This is a genomic window from Aquabacterium sp., assembly GCF_014378415.1.
Lineage (GTDB): Bacteria > Pseudomonadota > Gammaproteobacteria > Burkholderiales > Burkholderiaceae_C > Aquabacterium.
On record NZ_JACMNS010000008.1, the window covers coordinates 1 to 21,749 of the forward strand.

23 protein-coding genes, 1 other RNA gene and 1 pseudogene are annotated in these 21,749 nt (G+C 64.4%); 10 read left to right on the forward strand and 15 right to left on the reverse strand.

Annotated features, from left to right (window positions below; genetic code table 11):
• The 8 genes and pseudogenes from H7225_RS01085 to H7225_RS01120 form a co-directional block, all read right to left on the reverse strand.
• Positions 1 to 2,282 (reverse strand): TonB-dependent receptor (locus H7225_RS01085; RefSeq protein ID WP_290658740.1); only part of this gene is annotated, 2,282 nt, incomplete at its 3' end.
• A gap of 64 nt (positions 2,283 to 2,346) precedes the next feature.
• Positions 2,347 to 2,784, reverse strand: coding sequence for a DUF2946 domain-containing protein (locus tag H7225_RS01090; protein ID WP_290658741.1), 438 nt, complete (start codon positions 2,782 to 2,784; stop codon positions 2,347 to 2,349).
• A gap of 5 nt (positions 2,785 to 2,789) precedes the next feature.
• The gene (locus H7225_RS01095; RefSeq protein WP_290658743.1) at positions 2,790 to 3,533 is read right to left on the reverse strand and encodes a 2OG-Fe dioxygenase family protein; all 744 of its coding nucleotides are present in this window, start codon (positions 3,531 to 3,533) and stop codon (positions 2,790 to 2,792) included.
• A 38-nt stretch (positions 3,534 to 3,571) separates the two neighbouring features.
• Positions 3,572 to 3,730 carry a hypothetical protein gene (locus H7225_RS01100; protein ID WP_290658745.1) on the reverse strand — a complete coding sequence of 53 codons (159 nt, stop codon included), beginning with the start codon at positions 3,728 to 3,730 and terminating at the stop codon, positions 3,572 to 3,574.
• A pseudogene (locus H7225_RS01105) lies at positions 3,727 to 4,140 on the reverse strand (CbbBc protein); the annotation flags it as partial. The gene H7225_RS01100 and the pseudogene H7225_RS01105, both read right to left, overlap by 4 nt.
• 158 nt (positions 4,141 to 4,298) lie before the next feature.
• The gene (locus H7225_RS01110) at positions 4,299 to 4,517 is read right to left on the reverse strand and encodes a hypothetical protein (protein WP_290658746.1); all 219 of its coding nucleotides are present in this window, start codon (positions 4,515 to 4,517) and stop codon (positions 4,299 to 4,301) included.
• A gap of 24 nt (positions 4,518 to 4,541) precedes the next feature.
• Positions 4,542 to 5,045 (reverse strand): glycine zipper 2TM domain-containing protein, encoded by a 504-nt coding sequence (locus tag H7225_RS01115; RefSeq protein ID WP_290658748.1) that lies wholly within the window; start codon positions 5,043 to 5,045, stop codon positions 4,542 to 4,544.
• A 75-nt stretch (positions 5,046 to 5,120) separates the two neighbouring features.
• Positions 5,121 to 5,543 carry an acyl-CoA thioesterase gene (locus H7225_RS01120; protein ID WP_290658750.1) on the reverse strand — a complete coding sequence of 141 codons (423 nt, stop codon included), beginning with the start codon at positions 5,541 to 5,543 and terminating at the stop codon, positions 5,121 to 5,123.
• Positions 5,544 to 5,600: 57 nt separating this feature from the next.
• Between H7225_RS01120 and H7225_RS01125 the strand changes: the two genes are divergently transcribed.
• The 7 genes from H7225_RS01125 to H7225_RS01155 all read left to right on the forward strand — a co-directional run bounded on the left by H7225_RS01125 (position 5,601) and on the right by H7225_RS01155 (position 12,764).
• Positions 5,601 to 7,439, forward strand: a complete 1,839-nt coding sequence (locus H7225_RS01125; RefSeq protein ID WP_290658752.1) for an ABC transporter ATP-binding protein/permease — start codon at positions 5,601 to 5,603, stop codon at positions 7,437 to 7,439.
• 139 nt (positions 7,440 to 7,578) lie between these two features.
• Positions 7,579 to 8,220, forward strand: a complete 642-nt coding sequence (locus H7225_RS01130) for a PEP-CTERM sorting domain-containing protein (RefSeq protein WP_290658754.1) — start codon at positions 7,579 to 7,581, stop codon at positions 8,218 to 8,220.
• A gap of 139 nt (positions 8,221 to 8,359) precedes the next feature.
• On the forward strand, positions 8,360 to 9,430 hold the full coding sequence (gene dusB, locus H7225_RS01135) for a tRNA dihydrouridine synthase DusB (RefSeq protein WP_290658756.1): 1,071 nt from the start codon (positions 8,360 to 8,362) through the stop codon (positions 9,428 to 9,430).
• 7 nt (positions 9,431 to 9,437) lie between these two features.
• The gene (locus tag H7225_RS01140; protein ID WP_230177647.1) at positions 9,438 to 9,674 is read left to right on the forward strand and encodes a Fis family transcriptional regulator; all 237 of its coding nucleotides are present in this window, start codon (positions 9,438 to 9,440) and stop codon (positions 9,672 to 9,674) included.
• A gap of 37 nt (positions 9,675 to 9,711) precedes the next feature.
• A complete protein-coding gene (purH, locus tag H7225_RS01145; protein ID WP_290658759.1) occupies positions 9,712 to 11,295 on the forward strand; it encodes a bifunctional phosphoribosylaminoimidazolecarboxamide formyltransferase/IMP cyclohydrolase in 1,584 nt (527 codons plus the stop codon).
• 115 nt (positions 11,296 to 11,410) lie between these two features.
• Entirely contained in the window at positions 11,411 to 11,875 is a 465-nt protein-coding gene (locus H7225_RS01150) for a MarR family winged helix-turn-helix transcriptional regulator (protein ID WP_290658761.1), read from the forward strand.
• Complete coding sequence (locus H7225_RS01155; RefSeq protein ID WP_290658762.1) at positions 11,868 to 12,764, forward strand: alpha/beta fold hydrolase; 897 nt, start codon at positions 11,868 to 11,870, stop codon at positions 12,762 to 12,764. Before H7225_RS01150 ends, H7225_RS01155 begins: the two co-directional genes overlap by 8 nt.
• Here the strand turns inward: H7225_RS01155 and H7225_RS01160 are convergent.
• Complete coding sequence (locus tag H7225_RS01160) at positions 12,655 to 13,455, reverse strand: PEP-CTERM sorting domain-containing protein (protein ID WP_290658764.1); 801 nt, start codon at positions 13,453 to 13,455, stop codon at positions 12,655 to 12,657. The two genes, H7225_RS01155 and H7225_RS01160, sit on opposite strands and share 110 nt — an antisense overlap.
• A 91-nt stretch (positions 13,456 to 13,546) precedes the next feature.
• Between H7225_RS01160 and ruvC the strand changes: the two genes are divergently transcribed.
• The gene (gene ruvC, locus H7225_RS01165) at positions 13,547 to 14,098 is read left to right on the forward strand and encodes a crossover junction endodeoxyribonuclease RuvC (RefSeq protein ID WP_290658765.1); all 552 of its coding nucleotides are present in this window, start codon (positions 13,547 to 13,549) and stop codon (positions 14,096 to 14,098) included.
• Positions 14,099 to 14,104: 6 nt separating this feature from the next.
• On the opposite strand, the gene H7225_RS01170 is transcribed toward ruvC, so the two are convergent.
• From H7225_RS01170 to dsbD, 4 genes are all read right to left on the reverse strand, one after another.
• Positions 14,105 to 15,265 carry a carbonic anhydrase family protein gene (locus H7225_RS01170; RefSeq protein ID WP_290658767.1) on the reverse strand — a complete coding sequence of 387 codons (1,161 nt, stop codon included), beginning with the start codon at positions 15,263 to 15,265 and terminating at the stop codon, positions 14,105 to 14,107.
• 95 nt (positions 15,266 to 15,360) lie between these two features.
• An RNA gene (gene rnpB, locus H7225_RS01175) (RNase P RNA component class A) lies at positions 15,361 to 15,699 on the reverse strand.
• Positions 15,700 to 15,708: 9 nt separating this feature from the next.
• Positions 15,709 to 16,908 (reverse strand): multidrug effflux MFS transporter, encoded by a 1,200-nt coding sequence (locus H7225_RS01180; RefSeq protein ID WP_290658769.1) that lies wholly within the window; start codon positions 16,906 to 16,908, stop codon positions 15,709 to 15,711.
• Positions 16,905 to 18,725, reverse strand: a complete 1,821-nt coding sequence (gene dsbD, locus H7225_RS01185) for a protein-disulfide reductase DsbD (RefSeq protein WP_290658771.1) — start codon at positions 18,723 to 18,725, stop codon at positions 16,905 to 16,907. Before dsbD ends, H7225_RS01180 begins: the two co-directional genes overlap by 4 nt.
• Positions 18,726 to 18,786: 61 nt before the next feature.
• Between dsbD and cysK the strand changes: the two genes are divergently transcribed.
• Positions 18,787 to 19,704 carry a cysteine synthase A gene (gene cysK, locus H7225_RS01190; RefSeq protein WP_290658773.1) on the forward strand — a complete coding sequence of 306 codons (918 nt, stop codon included), beginning with the start codon at positions 18,787 to 18,789 and terminating at the stop codon, positions 19,702 to 19,704.
• 37 nt (positions 19,705 to 19,741) lie between these two features.
• Here the strand turns inward: cysK and H7225_RS01195 are convergent, their stop codons facing one another.
• Both H7225_RS01195 and pyrC read right to left on the reverse strand, forming a co-directional pair.
• Entirely contained in the window at positions 19,742 to 20,068 is a 327-nt protein-coding gene (locus tag H7225_RS01195; RefSeq protein ID WP_290658775.1) for a hypothetical protein, read from the reverse strand.
• A 115-nt stretch (positions 20,069 to 20,183) separates the two neighbouring features.
• Positions 20,184 to 21,221, reverse strand: coding sequence for a dihydroorotase (gene pyrC, locus H7225_RS01200; RefSeq protein ID WP_290658777.1), 1,038 nt, complete (start codon positions 21,219 to 21,221; stop codon positions 20,184 to 20,186).
• 208 nt (positions 21,222 to 21,429) lie between these two features.
• Here pyrC and H7225_RS01205 point away from each other — a divergent pair.
• Positions 21,430 to 21,749 (forward strand): hypothetical protein (locus H7225_RS01205; RefSeq protein ID WP_290658779.1); only part of this gene is annotated, 320 nt, incomplete at its 3' end.

Sequence of the window (21,749 nt, forward strand, 5' to 3'; positions counted from 1 at the left end):
CTGGAGACGCCACCGTAGACATTGGGGTTGATGTCGGCGTTGTAGACATCGTTGTAGGCGCGGCCTTCGTGGCGGTAGCCAGCGCTGAAGCGCCAATCGGCGTTGAGCTGGTAGCCGGCCTGCACGGTGGCGCGTTCTCGCGGCACGCGCAACCACCATTTGCCGACAGAGGTCGGGTCCTGGGCGTTGGCTTTGATCCTCGAATTGGTGAACGCCAAGCTGGCGTCCAGCGACACGCCGCTGATCAACAGCTCCTGGGCCTGCCAGGCGAATTCGACGCCGGTGGTTTTGACGCGGTCCACGTTTTGCACGCAGGTGTAGCTGTTGAGCGTGGTGGTGGAGGTGGACACGGTCTTGCACACCGTGGCGTCGGTGGTTGACTGGCGCAGGATCGCATCCTTCACGTCATCGTGGAACAGCGACACGCGCAAGCGTTGGGCTTCCCAGGATTTCTCGGCGCTCAACTCGACCGCGTCAGAGGTTTCGGGCTTGAGGTCCGGGTCTGAAAAAGTGCGGGTGGTGGACGTGACCGTGCCGTTGTAAAGCTCTTCGACATTGGGAAAGCGCACGCCGCGTCCGGCGCTGAGCTTGAGGATCAGGTCGTCTCGCACGCTCCAGGCCAAGGCAGCCTTGGGCGAGTGGCCGCGCAAGGTGCGCTGGGGGTAGATCTCGGTTTGGTTGAGGGCGAACTGGCTTCCATCAAAAGCGCGGAACTGCTCTTCGCGCCAGCCCAGGGTCAGCTTCAGGTCGTCTTGCAGGCGCCAGGCATCTTGGGCATACAAGGCGACCACTTCGGTCTTGCCTCGGTAGTACTGGCTCAAGGTGCCTTCGCCCTGTCGCCAGTTGGTGGTGGCTGCCACCGTGTTGTCCAGCTTGTAGGCATTGCGGTGCAGGCCAAAAGCCAGGGCGTGGCGGCCATTGGTCCAGTCGCCGGGGCTGGGCGTCCAGGTGCCTTGCACCTCAAAGGTGTTCCAGCCGGTGCCATCACGGCGGGTCAGGGTGCCCGAGCTGCCGCTGCCAAAAGCCACCGGGTCAGGGCTGCTGGCCTGGCGGCTTTCATCGTTCAGAATGCGGTAGTCGGAGACCACCACCGAGCCGTTCCAGCCGCTGGCGTTGCGCGACTTCAAGGTGGCGCCGAGTTGCTGGTGGGATTCGTCGCGGGTTGAGGGGGCGAATGAGGTGGGCGGCAGCTCGAAAAGATGGCCTTCATGGCTGACGAGGTAGTAAGGGCGGGACGAGGTCGTCACGCCGTTCACGGTTTTCTGCGCCTGGACACGGGCCCCTTGCCACACCGGGTTGCCCGCTGAATCACGCAGGAAGGTGACATTGCTCATCTTCGTGGTGTTGCCCCACCACGAGGCCATGGCGCTGGCTTCCACGGTGGGCGTAAAGCGGTAGCCAGCCCGCAGGTTCACCGTGTCTTGCACGGTGTGGTCAATGGCGCCGGCATTGGCGCCAAAGATGGCGCGCCTCAAGCCTTTGGCATCGGTGTCGTAGACCACCCCGGTGACCGGCGTTGGCGTGGCGGACTGGCTGGCGTAGCTTGGAAATGCGTTGGTCGAGGTGTCCGCCGACACCGCCCCATACTGCATCGGCTGCGAGGTCGAATCCTGGTGGTTCACATCGCCCGTGAACCACAGGCCGGTGTCCAGCTTTTGCCCAAGGTGCCATGACATCTGCTGGGCAGCGTAGTGGTCCTGGTGCCCATACTGGTCAAAGCTTTGGCGTGCCGCGATCACGCGCCCCGAGGCCTCGAAGCCCTTCGGCACGCGCTGGCTCACAGCCACGGTGGTGCCGATCGAGTTGCCTGGGAACAGCGCCGAATAGGGCCCGTACAGCATGTCCACGCGCTCGATCGCCTCGGGCGAAATCATGTTCCAGCGCGGCGCGTCAAAGCGGCCCAGGAAGTTCGAGATCAAATAGCCGTCCAGGTAGACCAGCGCGCGCGAAGGTTGCAGGGTGCCAAAGCTGCGCCCGGCGATCAGGGCGTTGCGGTCGCCGATGTAGCGTTTGCGCACGGTGGTGTTGGGGGCGTATTGCAGCGCGTCTTCGGGGTTGAAGAGGTTCTGGTCGCGCAGTTGTTCGGCCGTCTTGCTGGCGGTCGAGCCTGGCAGGCCCGGTGCCAAGTTTTGCAGGCCGCCTCGGGCGCCACCACTTTTGCCCGTGACGACCACGGGGGCCAGCTCGGTGTCGGTGGCCACGCCTTGGGCGTGGGCGAGTGATGCGCAGCTGGCGGCGCAGGCCAGCGCCAAAGCGTGCAGACGCACGTTGGATGAAAACATGTTGTGAAACTCCAGATCAGATCGGGGTCGCCCGGGCCAAGGCCGGGCGGTGCTCAAGGGCGGATCAGACTGAAGTGGGCGGCGCGCGCGCTTGCGGTGGTGCCCACGCGAACAAGCTGCGTGGGGCGTGCAAAAACAGGAAGGGCAGGGCGTCGGTGACCGGTGTGCTCAAGGCCATCACCGGCGGCGCGGCTGGCAACATGGCGGCCTCGTGCGCCTGCACCAGACAGTAGGGGCAATGCTCGCCGGCATGCTCGCCACTGGGCAGGCTGCGCCCGCCATCGGCTTGCTTGACAAAGGCCTTGGCCCCTTTGTTGGCACCCCGGCCCACCGTCATGGCAATCAGTTTGTTGCCGGTGCTGGAGCACACCTCGACCCAGGTGATGGGCGAATGCGACCACGCCCGCCAGCCATGCGACACCGTGGGCGCGAGCGCACCCAGCAGGATCGCGCAGAGGGCGATCCAGGCAGTCCAGCGGCGGTGCAGGCGTGTGAAGACCATGGGCCTCAAGTGTATGCGCCGGGCCCTTGGAAGCCGTCGGCGCGGTAGGTCAACACCAAGGTGTCGCGCCAACCATGTTCGCCCAAGGGCTGGATGGGCGTGGATTCGTGGATCACTCTGGCGTCGTCCAGCAGCAGCACACTCCAGGGCTCGTTCAGGGTGAAGCGCACGCCATGCGGGCCATCGGCTTCGAAGACACGGGTTTCGCCGCCCTTGACCTGGTGCCGCCCGACCATCACGACCGCCACGAAGTCCACCCCATCGCGGTGGGCGCCTTCGGGGGTCGGGCGGCCGATGCCGCCGGCGGTGTCCACGCGGAACTGGTGCGCCTCAATGAACCATTGGGAGACGGGCTTGGCGGCGTTGAATTGCTGGCCCAGTAAAGTCAACAGATGGCGCCAGGCCGGGTGCTGGCTGACCTGGGCTTCGATGGGGTCGAACCAACGCTCAAAGCCGCCGTGCAGCGCGTTGTAGGTGACCGGCTGCCAGTGCGCACGGTGCGGCGCCTGGATCAGCGGGCCTTGGACGTTGTCCAGCACATAGCAGCTGTGGCGGCGAAAACGGTAGTGACCGCCATCGCGCAAATGCGGGTCGGCGGGCAACTGGTGCCAGGTGTTGCCCAAGGGTTCCAGGTCGGCTTCACGCAGGTGCAGTGCGGGCAGCAGGTCGGTGGGGCTCAGCAAGGCCCAGCCTTGGGCTTGCAGTTGGGCGGGCAGGTCCGCGAGGGGGGTGGGCGTGACGGCGTTCATGCGTCTATGGTCGCATGTTTGCGAGGGGCGGGTGGGCATCAGGCGAAGGTGCTGAAACGGCCGTCGCGGCACCAGGCCCACAGACGCAGCTGGCCCGCGTGCGCGGCATCGATCGCCAAGGCTTCTTCACCAGGCGTGGCGGCACCGTCAGGGCTTGATCGCAGCACCGGCCGCGCCGACCAGGCCGGCTCGCTCATGCACGCGTGCCTTCAGGGGCCGTGCTTTCGGGCAGGCCGCGGTGGTCGGCGGGTTCGTCCAGCGGTGCCTGGCTGGCAGTGAGCCGCACGGGGAGGTACTTGGACGTGGGAGTGCCCGAGCCTTCTGCCACACTGTGCAAAGGCACCAGCGGGTTGGTCTCGGGGTAGCAGGCGGCCAGGCAGACGCGCGGGATGTCGTAGGCCACCAGCTTGAACTGCGGTGCGCTGCGGTCCATGCCGTCGTCGCTGAGGGTGTGAAGGTCACCATAATCGCCCGCCTTGAAGCCCAGGGCCTTGATGTCGTCCGCGTGGATGAAGACCACGCGGCGCTGCCCCCACACGCTCCGGTAGCGGTCGTCCAGGCCATGCAGCGTGGTGTTGTCTTGGTCGTGCGAGCGCATGGTGGCCAGCGCGCGGGCCTCGTCGTCCCAGGCCAGCAAGTGCTTGAGCAGGCCCTTGATCATGGCCAGGTCGCCCCCGATGCGCGGATGGGGTGCGTCAGGCGTCCCAGGCCTTCTAAAAAGCAGTCGGATCGCGCCGCCAACTCGCGCACGGTGTACTGGGCCAGCTACTCGGGCGTGTTCTCCCAAAACTCGAACGATGAGCAGTGGTTGCGGTCGGGCCAGGCGCAGCCAGGGTGGTCAAAGCCATCGGGTTGCTTGGCATGCAGCAAGGTGCGCGCGCCCTTGGCGGCGATGCCATGCTCTTTCAAATGGTGCGCCACGCTGCGCAAAGCTCCCCAGCCCCCGGCGGGGTAGGGATAGACGTCGATCTTCTGGTCGCTCATGACCCGGTGCTGCTCAAAAATGGTTCAGCCGCGGGCCCTCACGCGGCCATTGACGACGGACACCTTGGTGCCCACCGCGTATTGCGTGTTCAAGGTGTATTCATGAACCGTGCCATCGCCCATGCGCACCGAGGTCTTGAAGACCGTGTGCTTTTTGACGTTCTTCTCGACCTCATTGCCGGCAAAGCCACCGGCCACGGCACCGCCCACGGTCAGGAGGGTGTTGCCGGTGCCCTTGCCCAATTGATTGCCGACCAGGCCGCCCAGCACGGCGCCCCCCACCACGCCGACGCCCGAGCCTTGGCCTTTGACTTGCCGGGCGGTGACCGAGGTGACTTGACCGCAGGTGGCGGGCGTGCATTGCACGGCGTTGGAGGTGGCCGCTTGCGCGCGCAGGCCGATGGTCAGGCTGCCGACCAGCAGGGCCGCGCCCACCAGCCAGCCCACCGTTCGCACTACGCGGCGATCGGGCAAGGGGGCCGCTTGAATGCGGGGCGCATGGGAGCGTTGAATACGTTGACGGGTCATGCATGACTCCTGCAATGGTGACGATTCAGTGTAGACCCATCCCATTCACGCCCTTGGGGCATGGTTTTGCCGGACTCAATCCTTAGGGATCGGCCGTGGCCGCCCCTCGCTGTCCGTGGCCACATAGGTCACCCGCGCCTCGGTCACCTTGACCAGGTGCGGATCGGAGGGACGGCGCTCGGCCCACACCTCCACGTGCACGGTGATCGACGTGTTGCCGATGGCCTCCACGCGGCAGTAGAAGGACAGCAAATCGCCCACCGACACGGCCGAGCGGAACACGAACTCCTTGACCGCCACCGTGGCGATGCGGCCCCTGGCGATGCGGGCCGGCAGCACCGAGCCGGCCAAATCGACCTGCGACATGATCCAGCCGCCGAAGATGTCGCCGTTGCCGTTCGAGTCGCGCGGCATGGGCGGCACCCGCATGACGAGCTCCATGTCGGGGGCCAGGTAGGGCGGGGTCAGCAGGGTATTGCGGAAGGTGGCAGCGGTCATGGGGAATCCGGTCGACAATCGAGGTCACAGCAAATCAGTAGAAACCATTGTTCCAGAATGCGACGCACCCCGACCGCCACGGCCCCTGAAAATCCGCCATCCGCCACAGAAATAAAGCGTTCCGACTGGGCCACGCTGTCGCGCCTGTGGCCGTATTTGTGGGACTACAAGGTCCGCGTGGTGCTGGCGTTGGCCTTCATGATTGGCGCCAAGCTGGCCAACGTGGGCGTGCCCTTGCTGCTCAAAACTTTGGTCGACCGCCTGGCGCCCAGCGCCACCAGCGCACAGGCCTTGATGGTGGTGCCCCTGGGTTTGCTGTTGGCTTATGGTCTGCTGCGCCTGTCCACCTCGCTGTTCACCGAGTTGCGCGAACTGGTGTTCGCCAAGGCCACCGAGGGCGCGGCGCGGCGCATCTCGCTGCAGGTGTTCGCTCACCTGCACGCGCTGAGCCTGCGCTTTCACCTGGAGCGCCAGACCGGCGGCATGACCCGCGACATCGAACGCGGCACCCGCGCCGTGCATTCGCTGATCTCGTACTCGCTGTACAGCATCATCCCCACGCTGATCGAAGTGGTGCTGGTGCTCACCTTGCTGGCCACCAAGTTCGACGTGGCCTTTGCCTGGATCACCCTGGTGGCGTTGGTGGTCTATGTGACTTTCACGGTGACCGTGACGCATTGGCGCACGCGTTTCAGGCGCGAGATGAACGAGCTGGATTCGAAAGCGCACACGCGCGCCATCGACTCGCTGCTGAACTTCGAGACGGTGAAGTACTTCAACAACGAGGCCTTCGAGACAGGCCGTTATGACGAAAGCCTGGACCGCCTGCGCAGTGTGGCCGTGAAGGCCCAGCGCAGCCTGTCGTTCCTGAATGCGGGCCAGCAAACCATCATCGCCACCGGCCTGATCGTGATGCTGTGGCGCGCCACCGAGGGCGTGGTCGAAGGCCGCATGACGGTGGGTGATCTGGTCATGGTCAACGCTTTCATGATCCAGCTCTACATCCCGCTGAATTTTCTGGGCGTGATCTACCGCGAGATCAAACAGTCGCTGACCGATCTGGACAAGATGTTCAACCTGATGGAGCGCGAGCGTGAAGTGGCCGATGCACCCGATGCCAAGCCGCTGCTGCTCAAAGGCCCGCCCTCGGTTCGATTCGACCACGTTAACTTTGCCTACGATGCCGACCGGCCGATCCTGCACGACCTGAGCTTTGAGATTCCGGCTGGGCAGACGGTGGCGGTGGTGGGCCCATCGGGGTCGGGCAAGTCGACCCTGGCACGCTTGCTGTACCGCTTTTATGACATCCCGCCTGGCCAGGGACGCATTGCCGTCAACGGCCACGACGTGCGTGGCCTGACGCAAGACAGCCTGCGCCGCAGCATCGGCATCGTGCCCCAAGACACGGTGCTCTTCAACGACACCGTGGCCTACAACATCGCCTATGGCCGGCCCGAGGCCACGCGCGAAGAGGTGGAGGCGGCGGCCCGTTCGGCGCGCATCCATGACTTCATCGTGAATGTGCCCAAGGGTTACGACACCGTGGTGGGCGAGCGCGGCTTGAAATTATCGGGTGGTGAAAAGCAGCGCGTGGCGATTGCCCGCACCCTGTTGAAAGACCCACCGATTTTGGTGTTCGACGAGGCGACCTCGGCGCTCGATTCGGCCAACGAACGGGCCATCCAGGCCGAGCTGGCGGCCGTCGCCCAGGGCAAGACGGTGCTGATCATCGCGCACCGCTTGTCCACCATCGTGCACGCCAACGAGATCCTGGTGATGGAGGCTGGTCGCATCATCGAGCGTGGCACGCACGTTCATTTGCTGGCGGCCAATGGGCGTTATGCGCAGATGTGGCGCTTGCAGCAAAGCGAGCAGGTGACGGCGCCGGCCTTGTGATGAGGCCATGGCGCCCGCGTTGATCAGCATTGACACCGGGGAAAGTCCTGGCGGCATTTAATCAGGGGGCACGCTTAATGAATGCCGTTCTGTCAATCGACGACATGGCGTCACAGGGAGATGAGTTTTGAAAAAAGCAATGCACAAGCGTGCCGTGAGGGCATGTGCGCTGAGCGCGGCGATGGTGGCGATGGGTGGTTTGGCCCACGCCGCGCCAGCCAGTTTCAACCTGGGCTTGGTTTTACCAAGCCCAACTTCGTTTTCTGCCACACCAGTGCTGCCAGCGGTCACCAACGACAACTACCGCCTGCGCAGTGTTGACATCGACGATACCTACACCTTCACGGTGGGCACACAGAGCGCCTTGAGCGCGACGCTGCGCTCGACTTCGCTTTCTGGCATGGGTGGCGTGGTCAGCTGGAATCTGGGCTATTCGCTGCTCGATGCGCAGTCGAACGTGGTGGCAACGGGCGTGCTCAACCCCACTCCGGTGACCTGGAAGGGTGGCCAATGCCAGATCTTCCAGGGGCAGCAGGTCAACTGCACCGACACCTACAGTTCGTACACTACCAACTTGGCGGCCAACAACTTGTTGGCCGGGCAATACCAGCTGCACATCAAGGGTACCGAGACGGCTCAGTCCTATGGTGCCGAGGGCTTTTCCTATGGCGGCACGGTGTCCGCCACGGCGGTGCCCGAGCCGGGCACCGCCATGAGCCTGGGCCTGGGCCTGCTTGGTCTGGGCTGCGTCATGCGCCGGAAGGTGGTCAAAGCCGCCTGAGCCTCACCTTAGGGGCTTGCCCGATCGGGCGGGCCGAGGCTATACTCTGCCTCCTTTTTAAGCAGCCCTGGCGCCTTTGCAATGCCGCAATCGCCGGGGCTGCTTTGTCTTTTCTGGCCCGCTGTTTCACGCCATTTCAATGCACATCGGTCCCATCTCCCTGCCGAATCGCCTGTTCGTGGCCCCCATGGCCGGGGTGACCGACCGGCCGTTTCGCCAGCTGTGCAAGCGGCTGGGCGCGGGTTACGCCGTGAGCGAAATGGTGACCAGCCGCAAAGAGCTGTGGAACACGCTGAAGACTTCGCGCCGCGCCAACCACGAGGGCGAGACCGCGCCGATCGCCGTGCAGATCGCGGGCACCGACGCGGCCATGATGGCCGAGGCCGCCGCCTACAACATCGACCGTGGCGCCCAGATCATCGACATCAACATGGGTTGCCCGGCCAAGAAGGTGTGCAACAAGTGGGCGGGCTCGGCCCTGATGCAGGACGAAACCCTGGCATTGCAGATCGTGGAAGCCGTGGTGGCTGCCTGCGCGCCGCACAACGTGCCGGTCACCTTGAAGATGCGCACCGGCTGGTCGGCCCTGAACAAGAACGCTGAACGCATTGCACGCTTGGCCGAAAGCGCTGGCATCGCCATGCTGACCGTGCACGGCCGCACCCGCGAGCAGGGTTACAAGGGTTTGGCCGAGTACGACACCATCGCCGCCGTCAAGGCCGCGGTGAAGGTGCCGGTGGTGGCCAATGGCGACATTGTCAGTCCCGAGAAGGCGCTGCACGTGCTGCGCTACACCGGCGCCGACGCCATCATGGTGGGCCGCGCCGCGCAAGGGCGCCCCTGGATCTTCGGTGACATCGCACACTTTCTGGCCACCGGTGGGCACCGTGCCCAGCCTTTGACCGAACAGGTCAAACAATGGCTGCTGGAGCACCTGCACGACCACTACAGCCTGTATGGCGAGTTCGCTGGCGTGCGCACCGCGCGCAAGCACATCGGCTGGGCCGTGCGCGCGCTGCCCGGTGGCGAAGCCTTCCGTGACCACATGAACACCCTGGACGTCTGTTCGGCCCAAGTGCAGGCCGTGACTGATTTTTTTGACCAGCTGAGCCTGAGCCACGTTCGTTTGCCGAACCTGGCCACCTCGCTCAGCGAAGACGATGACGACGCCACGCTGCCGACCCAGTCGGCGCTGTGCATGGCGAACTAGAAGCACCATGAGCAAGAAGAACATCCAAGACTGCATCAAAGACAACCTGGAAGGCTACTTCCATGACCTGCGGGGCGCCGAGCCGTTTGCCGTGTACGACATGGTCGTCAACGCGGTCGAGCGGCCCATGCTCGAAGTGGTGATGCAACGCGCCGAGGGCAACCAGTCGCGCGCGGCCGAATGGCTGGGCATCAACCGCAACACCCTGCGCCGCAAGCTGATCGAGCACAAGCTGATCAAGTGACCCTGTTTTCATTTTCTCTTTTGACTTTAAGCACCCCATGAGCCAAACCCTCACCGCGCTGTTGTCCGTGTCTGACAAGACCGGCATTGTTGAATTCGCGCAAGCGCTGCACGCCCAGGGCGTCAAGCTCTTGTCCACCGGCGGCACCGCCAAGCTGCTGGCTGAAAAGGGCCTGCCGGTGACCGAAGTGTCCGAGGTCACGGGCTTCCCGGAGATGCTGGATGGCCGCGTCAAGACCCTGCACCCGCGTGTGCATGGCGGCCTGCTGGCCCGCCGCGACCTGCCCGAGCACATGGCCGCCTTGAAAGAGCACGGCATCAACACCATCGACATCCTGGTGGTCAACCTGTACCCGTTTGCGCAAGCCACGGCCAAGCTTGACTGCACGCTGGAAAACGCCATCGAAAACATCGACATCGGCGGCCCCACCATGCTGCGCGCTGCCGCCAAGAACTGGCAGGACGTGGCCGTGATCATCGATCCGGTCGACTACACGCAGGTGTTGTCCGAACTGAAGGGCGAGGGCCTGACCCGGGCGACCAAGTTCATGCTGGCCAAGAAGGTGTTCGCGCACACCGCCGCCTACGACGGCATGATCACCAACTTCCTGACCGCGCTTGAAGCCGGCAGCGAGTTGAAGACCGAAGCGGTGCCCGTGCGCGCCGAGTACCCCGAGGTGTTCAATCTGCAATTGAACAAGGTGCAGGGCATGCGCTACGGCGAGAATCCGCACCAGTCCGCTGCCTTCTACAAAGAAGCGCAAGCCGTGCAAGGCACGCTGTCGCAATGGACCCAGATCCAGGGCAAGGAGCTGAGCTTCAACAACATCGCCGATGCCGATGCGGCCTGGGAATGCGTCAAGGCGTTTGAAGAGTGCGCCTGCGTGATCGTCAAGCACGCCAACCCTTGCGGCGTGGCCGTGGGCGCGACGCCGTTGGAAGCCTATCAAAAGGCCTTGAAGACCGACCCCACCAGCGCCTTCGGCGGCATCATGGCCTTCAACCGCCCCATCGATGCCGACGTGGTCGAGGCCATCAACGCCAACAAGCAGTTCGTGGAAGTGGTGATTGCCCCGGCCATCACTCCCGCAGCCCGCGCCGCCTATGCCAGCAAGCAGAACGTGCGCCTGCTGGAAGTGCCCATCAGCAAGCTGAGCAATGCGCTGGACTTCAAGCGCGTGGGTGGCGGCATGCTGCTGCAATCGGCCGACAACATCGACCTGGTCGGTGATGTGAAGGTGGTCAGCCAGGTCAAGCCCACCGAGCAGCAAATGAAGGACATGCTCTTCGCCTGGACCGTGGCCCGCTTCGTCAAGAGCAACGCCATCGTGTTCTGCAAGGATGGCATGACCATGGGCGTGGGCGCTGGCCAGATGAGCCGACTGGACTCGGCCCGCATTGCCAGCATCAAGGCTGGTCACGCTGGCTTGAGCCTGCAAGGCAGCGCCGTGGCGTCAGATGCCTTCTTCCCCTTCCGCGATGGCCTGGATGTGGTGGTGGATGCGGGCGCGACCTGCGTGATCCACCCCGGTGGCAGCATGCGTGACGACGAAGTGATCGCGGCCGCCAACGAGCGCGGCATCGCGATGGTGTTCACGCGTACGCGCCACTTCCGCCATTGATGGCGGGTGAATCGGTCTGCGGACCGATGTGATGACTAAACCGGCCTTTGTGCCGGTTTTTTCTTGGCGGGTGCGCGATATACTTCGCGTGCGAAATAAATTTGCATCATCCACCATGGCCCACCGTCCCCGCCTCGTCTTTCTGCTCAACAGTGCACAGCGTCGCCTGCAACAGTGGATCGGCGTGCAGCAGGCCGAGGCGGCCCGTGATGGCATCACGGCGCCCACGCCTGCCCAGGGCGGCGTGCTGTTCTGCCTGGCCCGTGAAGATGGTGCCACCATGGGGCAACTGGCCGACACCCTCGACCTCGCACCTTCAGCCGTCTCGGGCCTGGTCCAGCGCATGGAAGCTTTGGATTGGGTGGCGCGCCACCCTTGTCCGCAAGACGGCCGCACCCAGCGCGTGTGGTTGCGGCCTGCTGGGCTCGCCCAACAACAGCCCTTGCGCGAGGCCATGGTCCGCATCAATGCGCGGCTCACCACCGGCTTCACCGACGCTGAGTTGCAGACCGTGGCGCGCTGGTTGTCGCATGTTCAGCACCTCGACTCGCCCTCTTCATCCGGGAAAAACCATGACTGAACAGACCAGCGCTTCAAGCAAGGCGGAGGGCGCGGCCGAACGCGTCGACATCACCTGCGCCGATGGTGCGCGCCTGCAGGGTCACTTCCTGCCGGCCAGTGGTGGCACACCCGGCTTGCCCGTGCTTTTGTGTCCGGCCACTGGCGTGCGCCAGCATTTCTACCTGCGCTTTGCCACCTGGCTGGCCCAGCAGGGCCACGACGTGCTGGTGTTCGACTACCGCGGCATTGGCCTGTCCCTGCACGGCCCTTTGCGCGCCAGCCAGGCCAGGTTGCAGGATTGGGGTCAACTGGACCAGGTGGCCGCGCTCGATTGGCTGCTGCACCGCACGGCCCGTGAGCAGGTCTTGTTGCTGGGGCACAGCGCGGGCGCCCAGATGATCGGCTTGCTGCCCAACCACGGCAAGGTGGCGCGGCTGGTGGGGGTGTCTGCGTCGACCGGCTGGTTCAGCGGGATGCGGCTGGGCTTCCGGCTCAAGGCCCGTTTCGGACTGCGCTTGGTGCTGCCGCTGGGCATCCTGTTCAAAGGCTATGGCGTGTCGGCGGTTTTGGGCCTGGGCGAGAACCTGCCGGCTGGCGTGGCCCGCCAATGGGGTCAGTGGTGCGCTGCGGGCGGCTACGCCACCAACGCCATCCGCCAACACCCGGAGCGCGATTTTCACGCCCAGGTGCGCACGCCCATGACGGTGCTGCACGCCGCCGACGATGACATTGCCACGCCGGCCACCGTGGCCGATCTGCTGCGCACCTTTCCGGCCGCTCAAAAGCAGGCGCTGCGTGTCAAGCCTGCACAGCACGGCCTGAAAAGCATTGGCCACATCGATTGGTTCCGCAGCTCGCACCAGGTGCTGTGGCCGATGATCGCGGGGGCCTTGCGCGGCTCGAACTGAGCTTCACAGCCCAGAGTGCCAACAAACCTGCACCGGCCAGCCAGAACACCTCGGGTTCAGGCACGGCCGAAACGCTGACGCTCAGTCGGTCCATGGCCCACGATTCATCGTTGAGTGTTTGAATCCCTTCGCCTTCGACCTGGAAGGTGAAGGTGGCCACGGCGCCGGTGTGCGCGATGATCTGAAGCGTTGGATCGGCGCCCAGGTTGTAGGCGCTGTCGGTGTAATAACTGCCGGGCCCCCCAAAACCCAGGTCCACGTGCCTGGCCAACTCAACGCCGGTGGGCGGCACATAGCTTTGAATTTGCGAGGGCAAGGCGTTGGCGAACGACTCCCGGAAAATGGTCTGCCCGTCCAAGGTGATCTTGAAGAAATCGCCCGATGGGAAGCTGCCCGTGCCGTCCAGCGAGTCGATGGCGGCAAAAAGGAAGTCCAGGTTGATCTGGTCGTGCGTGGGCAGGTTGCCCAGCGTGAGTGTGACCACATTGCCGGTGGCGCTGCGCAGGAATTGGCCGCCAAAGGTGTGGCCGGCTGGACCCAGGCCCGCGAAGCCTTGAACGCCGGTCAGCGCGGCGGTGCCCGGATTCAACGGCGCGGCCACGCTGCTGTCGAAATCGGTGCTGAACACCGTGGTTTGCGCTTGCGCCATGTGAACGCCCGCCAGAAGGGACAGCGCCAGGATGTACTTCATGCGAAGCTCCAAAGTTGAAACCAGGGTTGAATGCCTCAAAATGATGGGCGCTCGGTGTCGAATGCACTATCCCTAGTTTGGAAATCCACCCATGAGAATTTTGGGCATCGACCCTGGCCTGCAGACCACCGGTTTTGGCGTGATCGACGTCGATGGACCGCGCCTGTCCTATGTGGCCAGCGGCACGATCCGGACCAAGGAGGCCGCCTTGGGCGATCTGCCCGGGCGCTTGAAGCTGATCTTTGAGGGGGTGCGCGAGGTCATGGCGCGCTACGAGCCGCAGCAGTCTTCGGTCGAAATCGTGTTCGTCAACGTCAACCCCCAGTCCACCTTGCTGCTGGGCCAAGCCCGGGGCGCGGCGCTGGCCGCCTTGGTCAGCGGTGGCGAGATGGCCGTCTCGGAATACACCGCCCTGCAAATGAAAAAAGCCGTGGTGGGCCACGGCCATGCGCGCAAGGAGCAGGTTCAGCACATGGTGATGCGCCTGCTGCAACTGCCGGCAGAGCCCAACAAGGACGCCGCCGATGCCCTGGGCCTGGCCATTTGCCATGCCCACGCTGGGCACTCAATGGCCGCGATGGCGCGTGCCACTGGGCTGACCCGCCGCACCCACGCGCAACTCAAGGGCGGGCGCGTGTACTGAATCAAGTCACTGGCCTTCTTTGATCATGCGCCCCGAGGCCGACTGAACCGGCCTCGCGTTGTTCGCGTACAAGCGGCTGAACACCGAGGCTTGGTAGGGCGACAAGGTGGCGGGTTGTTTCATCACCATCCACAGCACGCCCTCGGTGCACGGCGGCGTGGTCAGTGAGCCCATGTAGGTGTAGTACTGGCGCTGCTCAGGCAGCATCAGGTTCATGTCCAGCATCACGGGCGAGGCCTGCTCGGTGCTTTTCTCCAGCGGCAGGCTGTTCCACACCAGTTGCACCATGGGGTGCTCTTTGCCCTGGTCCAGCAACACGGCCACCACGGCTAGGCGGCCTTGCGCATCTTTGTGCACCAGGTGCGCCACCATTTCGTACTGACGGCCATTGATGCGTTCTTCGCTCGGCCGGTGGAAGTGGAACTGCACCAGCTCGTAGCGGCGGCCCGACACCGTGATGTTGTTGCCCGCGTCAAGGTTGACCTGCACCGTGTGGCCGTTGTCGATCACGCGGAAAGGCGTGGGCCGGTAGTCGAACTGGATGGGCTCCAACTGAACCTTGATGCCCTCGCGGATGTCGATGGGGCTTTGGCGCTTGCCGGTGTTGCAGGCCTGGAACTCGGGCTTGAGCTGCCCCCAGCTTTGCGGGCCGGTGGCGCCGGTGTATTCCCAGTGCAGATCGTGGCCGGCAGGCAAGCCCGGCACGGTGGCCGCGCCATGGGCGGCCATGGCTTGTTTGGCCTGGCTGTTCACCTCAACCGCGCGCGGCTTGGGCGCTTTGTTGATGATCTTGACGGCGGGTGCGGCGGCCTGTTTGGCCCGCACTTCCGCGATTTTCTGGTCGATCAGATCGCGCAATTCCGACATGGACACCGACGTGGGTTCGGCCTTGCCCGACGAGCCTGACGCGGCAGCCGTTTCAGCTTTCGGGTCAGGCTTTTTGGCCTTGGCCGCAGCCTTGTCGGCCGCCAACTTTTGTTTTAGCGAATCCTTGGCGATGACCTTGGGCTCGTCTTTCGAGGACGCCGCGCCATGGGCGCCACTGGCATGGTCGTCGTCGTGATCGTTGGCCTGGGCACCGAGCGCCAGGCCGACACCAGCGGCCAGGATCAACAGGCGCGGGCCGCGCATCGACAAGCGAATGGAGGAAGAGGGCGTGGACGACATGGTGGATTTTCCTGAGATTTCAGGAAGCATTTCGACCACCCGGCCCGCCAACTTGAGGCTGGAGCCACTTTCAAGGCGCGGAAAAATCAAAAAAAGTGTGAAGTCAGCCGATAGGCCGGATTCTGTGCAGCCTGTCACCTTGCGATGCCAGGCCGTGACCGCCATTCCTCTGGGCCGCCTGTCGCCAGAACGGCTCGATGCCACCTACCCGCACACTCCCCGGGCCAGGTCAACGTGTGCCTATTTGGTGTTGCTGCGCGTAGAGATTGCCCGTTTCACCCGGTGCTTTCCGAAGAAAACCCCGACTCGTCTCTGTTGCTCTGATCCTCACCTTGCGGTGGAGAGGTGTTACCTCCTACGCTGCCCTGTGCAGTCCGGACCTTCCTCCAGTGCCACCTTTCGATGCTTGCACCAGCGGCGGTCTGGCCGACTTCACCCGCGCATTATCGCCTCTGCAGCCAAACCCACGCGATCAGGCCCACCAACATCAGCGCCAGCGATGCGGCGGCCAGGTATTGCGTGCTGTGCATGACCAGGGGCGAGAGCACGCCCGCGACCAGGCCGTTGGACGCCGCGCCCACGAAAGCCTGCAGTGAAGCGGCCATGCCGCGCCGGTGCGGGAACAGGTCCAGCACCATCAAGGTGACCACCGGGGTCATCATGGCCCAGCCGAAGGCGTACAGGCTGATGGGGATCAGCGCCCAGGACACGTGGGCCGTGAACAGCAGGTTGGCGACCAGGTTGAGCACCGACACCGTCAGCATCACCGTGAAGCCCAGCTTGATCTGACGTTCGCGGCTGATGCGGCCAGCCAGACGCCCGCTGACGAAAGCACCGCCCATGATGCCGCCAATGGTGCACAGGAAGAACCAGAAGAATTGCGTGGGTTGCAGGTGCAGCAGATCACCCAGAAAAGCGGGCGCCGACAGCACGTACAGGAACATGCCATTGAAGGGCACGCCACTGGCCAGGGCCAGCAGCAGGAAGCGCGGGTTCAGCCCCAGTTCCAGGTAGCCCTGCATCAGGCTTTTGACGGCGAAGGGTTGGCGCTGCGAGGTGTGCAAGGTTTCGGGCAGCAGCCACCAGTTGGCCAGCCACAGCACCACGCCCACGCCGGTCAGGAACCAGAACACCGCGTGCCAGCCCAGGTGAGTGAACAGCAGACCACCCACGATGGGCGCGATCGCTGGCGCGGCGCCGAAGAACAGCGTGACCTGGGCCATCACGCGTTGCGCTTGGTCGGGCGGGTACATGTCGCGGATCACCGCGCGCGACACCACGATGCCCGCGCCGGTGGACAGCCCTTGCAGCGCGCGGAAGAAAATCAGCTCGCCGATGGTGGTGGACAGGGCACAACCCGCCGAGGCCACCGTGAACATCGCCACGCCCGCCAACACCACCGGGCGGCGCCCAAAGCTGTCGGACAGGGCGCCATGGAACAGGCTCATCAGCGCGAATGAGAACAGGTAGGCCGACAGCGTTTGCTGGATCTGCAGCGGTGTGGCGTTCAGGGAGGTGGCGATGCCGGCGAAGGCGGGCAGGTAGGTGTCGATGGCGAACGGGCCCAGCATGCCCAGGGCGGCCAGCAGCACGGCCAGCATCCAGGCGGGTGCCCGCCACAGGCTTGGTGCGTCGGGGTTCAAAGACCGGCCTTTTCCAAGCTCTTCAAAAAGACTTCAGCGTTTTGAAAGCCGATGATGCGGGCCTGGTTGAGCAACTGGCCCTGCGCATCAAAGAACAGGATGCCTGGCGGTCCGAACAAGTTGAAGCGCTTGAGCAGGGCCTTGTGGTTGCTGGAGTTGGCGGTCACGTCGGCCTGCAGCAGCACCACGTTTTTCAGCCGCTGCTGCACGCGCGCATCTGAGAAGGTGAAGTGCTCCATCTCTTTGCAGGCCACGCACCAGTCGGCGTAGAAGTCCAGCATCACCGCTTGACCGGCTTGGCTTGCTGCGGCCACGGCTTCGTCCAACTCTTGCGGGCTGGAAACCTGCTTGAAGGCCAAGGCATTGGCGGCTTCGCTTGACAGGGCCGTGCCGGCACGCGCCACGAAGGGCCGCAGCGGATCCCACGGGCTTTGCGCGCCCGCCAGCCCACCGATGATCTGCACCGCCGACAGCAAGGCCAGCACCAGGCCCAAGGCCAGCGCGGTGCGGTGCTTCAGGCTGATGTGCGTGGTCAAGGTGTCGAAACCGCCAGTGAACGCGGCCGCCAGGGCCAGCAAGGCGCCCAGCGACAAGGTCGCGGCCAGCGGTGGCAGCAAGGGGTAGACCAGCCACCAGGCCACACCCAGCAGCATCAGGCCAAACAAGGTTTTGACCGCTTCCATCCAGCGGCCGGCGCTTGGCAGCAAGCTGCCCGCCGACAGGCCCAGTAACAGCAACGGCAAGCTCATGCCGCAGGCCAGAGCGTACAAGGCCACGCCGCCCAGCACCACATCTTTGGTCTGGCTCAGGTACACCAGGGCGCCTGCCAAAGGCGCGCTCACGCAGGGCCCCACGATCAGGGCCGACACCACGCCCATCAGGAACACGCCCATCAGGCTGCCGCCTTGCAGCTTGCCCGAGGTTTTGGTGAGGTGGCTTTGAATGAAGCCGGGCATCTGCAGTTCATAGACGCCGAACATCGACAAGGACAGCAGCACCATCAGCGCGCTGAAACTGCCCAGCACCCAGGGATTTTGCAGCGAGGCGGCCAGGCCTTCGCCCAGCAGGCCAGCGGCCACGCCCAGCAGCGTGTAGACCAGCGCCATGCCTTGCGAATAGCTCAGCGCCAGGACGAAGCCGCGCAGGCGCCCCACTTTGCCCTGGCCGATGATCACCGCCGACAGGATCGGCATCATGGGCAACACGCAAGGCGTGAAGGACAAGAGCAGGCCCGCCACCGCGAACACGCCAATGATGCTGAGCAGGTTGCCTGAGGCCAGCGCGGTTTCGATGCGGCTGCCGCTGTTCGCCGAGGGTGATGGCGATGTGCCGGTGGGCTTGGAGGCGTTGTTGTCGGCGCTGTCCACCGCCGTGACCTGGCCAAGCTGGCCCACGGTCAAGCTGAAGTGCCTGGTCTGGGGCGGGTAGCACAGGCCGGCATCGGCGCAACCCTGGTAGCCCACTTCGATCAGGACCGAAGTGCCCGCTGGCGTGCTGGGCGCCACGCCGAACTGCAGGGGCACCAGGCCGTGGTACACCTCGACCTCCTTGCCGAAGGTCTCGTCGAACTTGCGTTGGCCGGGCGGCAGGCTCATGGGGGTGAGCGCCACCGAGGGGATTTTTGATTCCACCCGGAAGCGGTCGCGGTACAGGTAGGTTTTGGGCGCCAGGCTGAACTCGATCTGCACCTGGCCCTTGGGCGTGGTGCTGGCCTGCAGCGTGAAGGCCTGGTCGGCCGGCAGAAATTCGTCAGCCGCCAGACACGGTGTGGCCAACAGCCAGCCGGTCACACCGGCCAGCAAGATTCGAAATACCATTCGCCAGACGAACATCGTGTTCCTTGTTATCTTGTCTTGAAACATTGTCCCGGAGACTCGCATGAAAGCTGCCACCATTCTCGACACGATCGGAAATACCCCTCACATTCGCGCGCAGCGTTTGTTCGGCCCGGGGCATGAAGTCTGGATCAAATCCGAACGCAGCAACCCGGGGGGCTCCATCAAGGACCGCATTGCGCTGTCCATGGTCGAAGACGCCGAGCGCTTGGGCGCGCTCAAGCCCGGCGGCACCATCATCGAGGCGACCTCGGGCAACACTGGCATCGGCCTGGCCATGGTGGCCGCCGTCAAGGGCTACAAGTTGATTCTGGTCATGCCCGACAGCATGTCGATCGAGCGCCGCCGATTGATGTCCGCTTATGGCGCCACCTTTGATTTGACGCCGCGCGCCAGCGGCATGAAAGGCGCCATCGCCCGTGCCCAGGAATTGGCGGCCGGCATCGAAGGTGCCTGGATTCCCCAGCAGTTCGATAACCCGGCCAACATCGAGGTGCATGTGCGCACCACGGCGCAAGAGATCCTGGCCGACTTCCCCGAAGGCCTGGACGTGCTGATCACCGGCGTGGGCACGGGCGGCCATTTGACCGGCTGCGCCCGTGTCCTCAAAAAGGCCTGGCCCCAGCTCAAGGTTTACGCGGTCGAACCCACGGCCTCGCCGGTCATCTCGGGTGGCAGCCCGGCGCCGCACCCCATCCAGGGGATTGGCGCGGGCTTCATCCCCGCCAACCTGGACACCAGCCTGCTGGATGGCGTGATCTTGGTCGAAGCCGAAGCGGCCCGCGAGATGGGCCGCCGCGCCGCGCGTGAAGAAGGGCTGCTGGTGGGCATTTCTTCAGGCGCCACCTTGGCGGCCATTGCGCAAAAGCTGCCCGAGCTGCCCGCGGGCGCCAAGGTGCTGGGCTTTTGCTATGACACCGGCGAACGCTACCTGTCGGTGGAAGGCTTCCTGCCGACTTGATCCAATCCGCGTGCGCCGCACACCCTCAATCCAAGGGTCACGCCAGCGCGGACAATGTTGGCATGAGCAGTTCCAGCGAACCGCCTGTCAAACGCCGACGATCGGCCAACGTGACCCGCCCCCATGGCGGCATGCACGCCGATGACCGGCGTCGGGAACGCAAACGAAAGTTGTTCGACGTGGTCTGCGCCGACGTGATCAAAAGTGGCGTGCAGTCGCCCGACCCGATGGCGCTGGCCAAAGGCACTTTGCCCGCCTGGGACAGCTTCCTGAAAGAAGACCCGCGCAAGGCCCGCGTGATGCTGTTCGAAGCGGCCACCGTGAGCGACAACGGCATGCGCAACGCCGAGGCCACCTTCGACATGGACCTGATGCTGTCAGCCTTGACCGGGGCGGCGGTCTACATGGCGCGCACCTGGCCTTGTACAAAAGCCTGGACCTGCTCTACCAAAAGAACGAGCAGAAAGAGCAACAGCTCGTCAAGGCTGCAGACGCCAAGCCAAAGTCTCGCCGCCCCTCAAAGGCTTGATGCTGGCCTGATCGCCAAAGGGCAGGGACTCGGGCACGACCCAGGGCTCGCGCTTCAAGGTGACCTGGTCCACGTTGCGGGGCAGGCCGTAGAAGTCAGGGCCGTGGAAGCTGGCAAAGGCCTCCAGCTTGTCCAGCGCACCGGCGTTTTCAAAAGCTTCGGCGTACAGCTCTAAAGCGCACGGGGCTGAATAGCAGCCGGCACAACCGCTGGCGTGCTCCTTCAGGTTCGACGCATGCGGCGCGCTGTCGGTGCCCAAAAAGAACTTCTCACTGCCGCTGGTGGCCACCTGCACCAAAGCCACGCGGTGCTCTTCGCGCTTCAGGATGGGCAGGCAGTAGTAGTGCGGCCGGATCCCGCCCATGAAGATGGCGTTGCGGTTGTACAGCAAGTGCTGCGGCGTGATGGTGGCGGCCACGAAGCGGTCGGCCTCGCTCACGTACTGCACGGCCTCCTTGGTGGTGATGTGTTCGAACACGATCTTCAGCTCAGGGAAATCGCGTCGCAGCGGGATCAGCTTCTCGTCGATGAAGGCCTTCTCGCGGTCGAACACATCGACCTGTGAATCCGTCACTTCGCCATGCACGCAGAACACCAGGCCTTCGCGCTGCAGGGCCTCCAGCACCGCGTAGGTTTTGCGCAGATCGGTCACGCCAGCATCGCTGTTGGTGGTGGCGCCTGCGGGGTAGAGCTTGAAGGCCACGGCGCCCATGGCCTTGGCGCGCGCCACTTCTTCGGGCGGTGTGTTGTCGGTCAGGTACAGCACCATCAAGGGCTCGAACTTCAGGCCTGCCGGCACGGCGGCACGGATGCGCTCGCGGTAGCCAATGGCCTGCTCGGCCGTGGTCACGGGTGGGCGCAGGTTGGGCATCACGATGGCGCGTGCGAACTGCTGGGCGGTGGCGGGCACCACGCTGGCCATGGCGGCGCCATCGCGCACATGCAAGTGCCAGTCATCGGGACGGGTGAGGGTCAAGGTATTGCTCATGCCGTGATTGTTGCATTGACACGTCACAGACCCCCCAAACCCCCTAAGCCTTGGGCCCTAGTTCTAGGTTCTCCCCCTAGCTTGACCGCCCCCAACCCTAGGGGCTTGGGGCCCTTGCACCCTTGTGGCGCGTGTCCGGCATCCCTAGTCTCCGCTCTACACCACGCCAACCAGGCCAGGTGCCTGTTTCTCACCTTTGGAGCCGAACATGCTGATCCACTCTCTCCCCAACCGGCGACGCGCGCTGTCAATCACCGCGCAAGCCGCAGCGGCCATGCTGGCCACGACCTCATTGGCCTGGGCCCAGACCGCCCCGACCCTGCACGTTGAAACCGTGTCTTCATCGCCCGATCAAACCGTGCTGCGCGTGATCGTGCCCGTGCCCAAGCTGGACAGCGTGGAAACGCCCAGTGGCGTGTTCCAGCGCTTCTCGCTGGCCAACGGTGGCGGCGCCATCAACGACATCCGCGAAGTTGGTTTGCCCGAAGTGCCCTTGAGCGGCTTCTCGCTGGCCTTGCCGGTGGATGC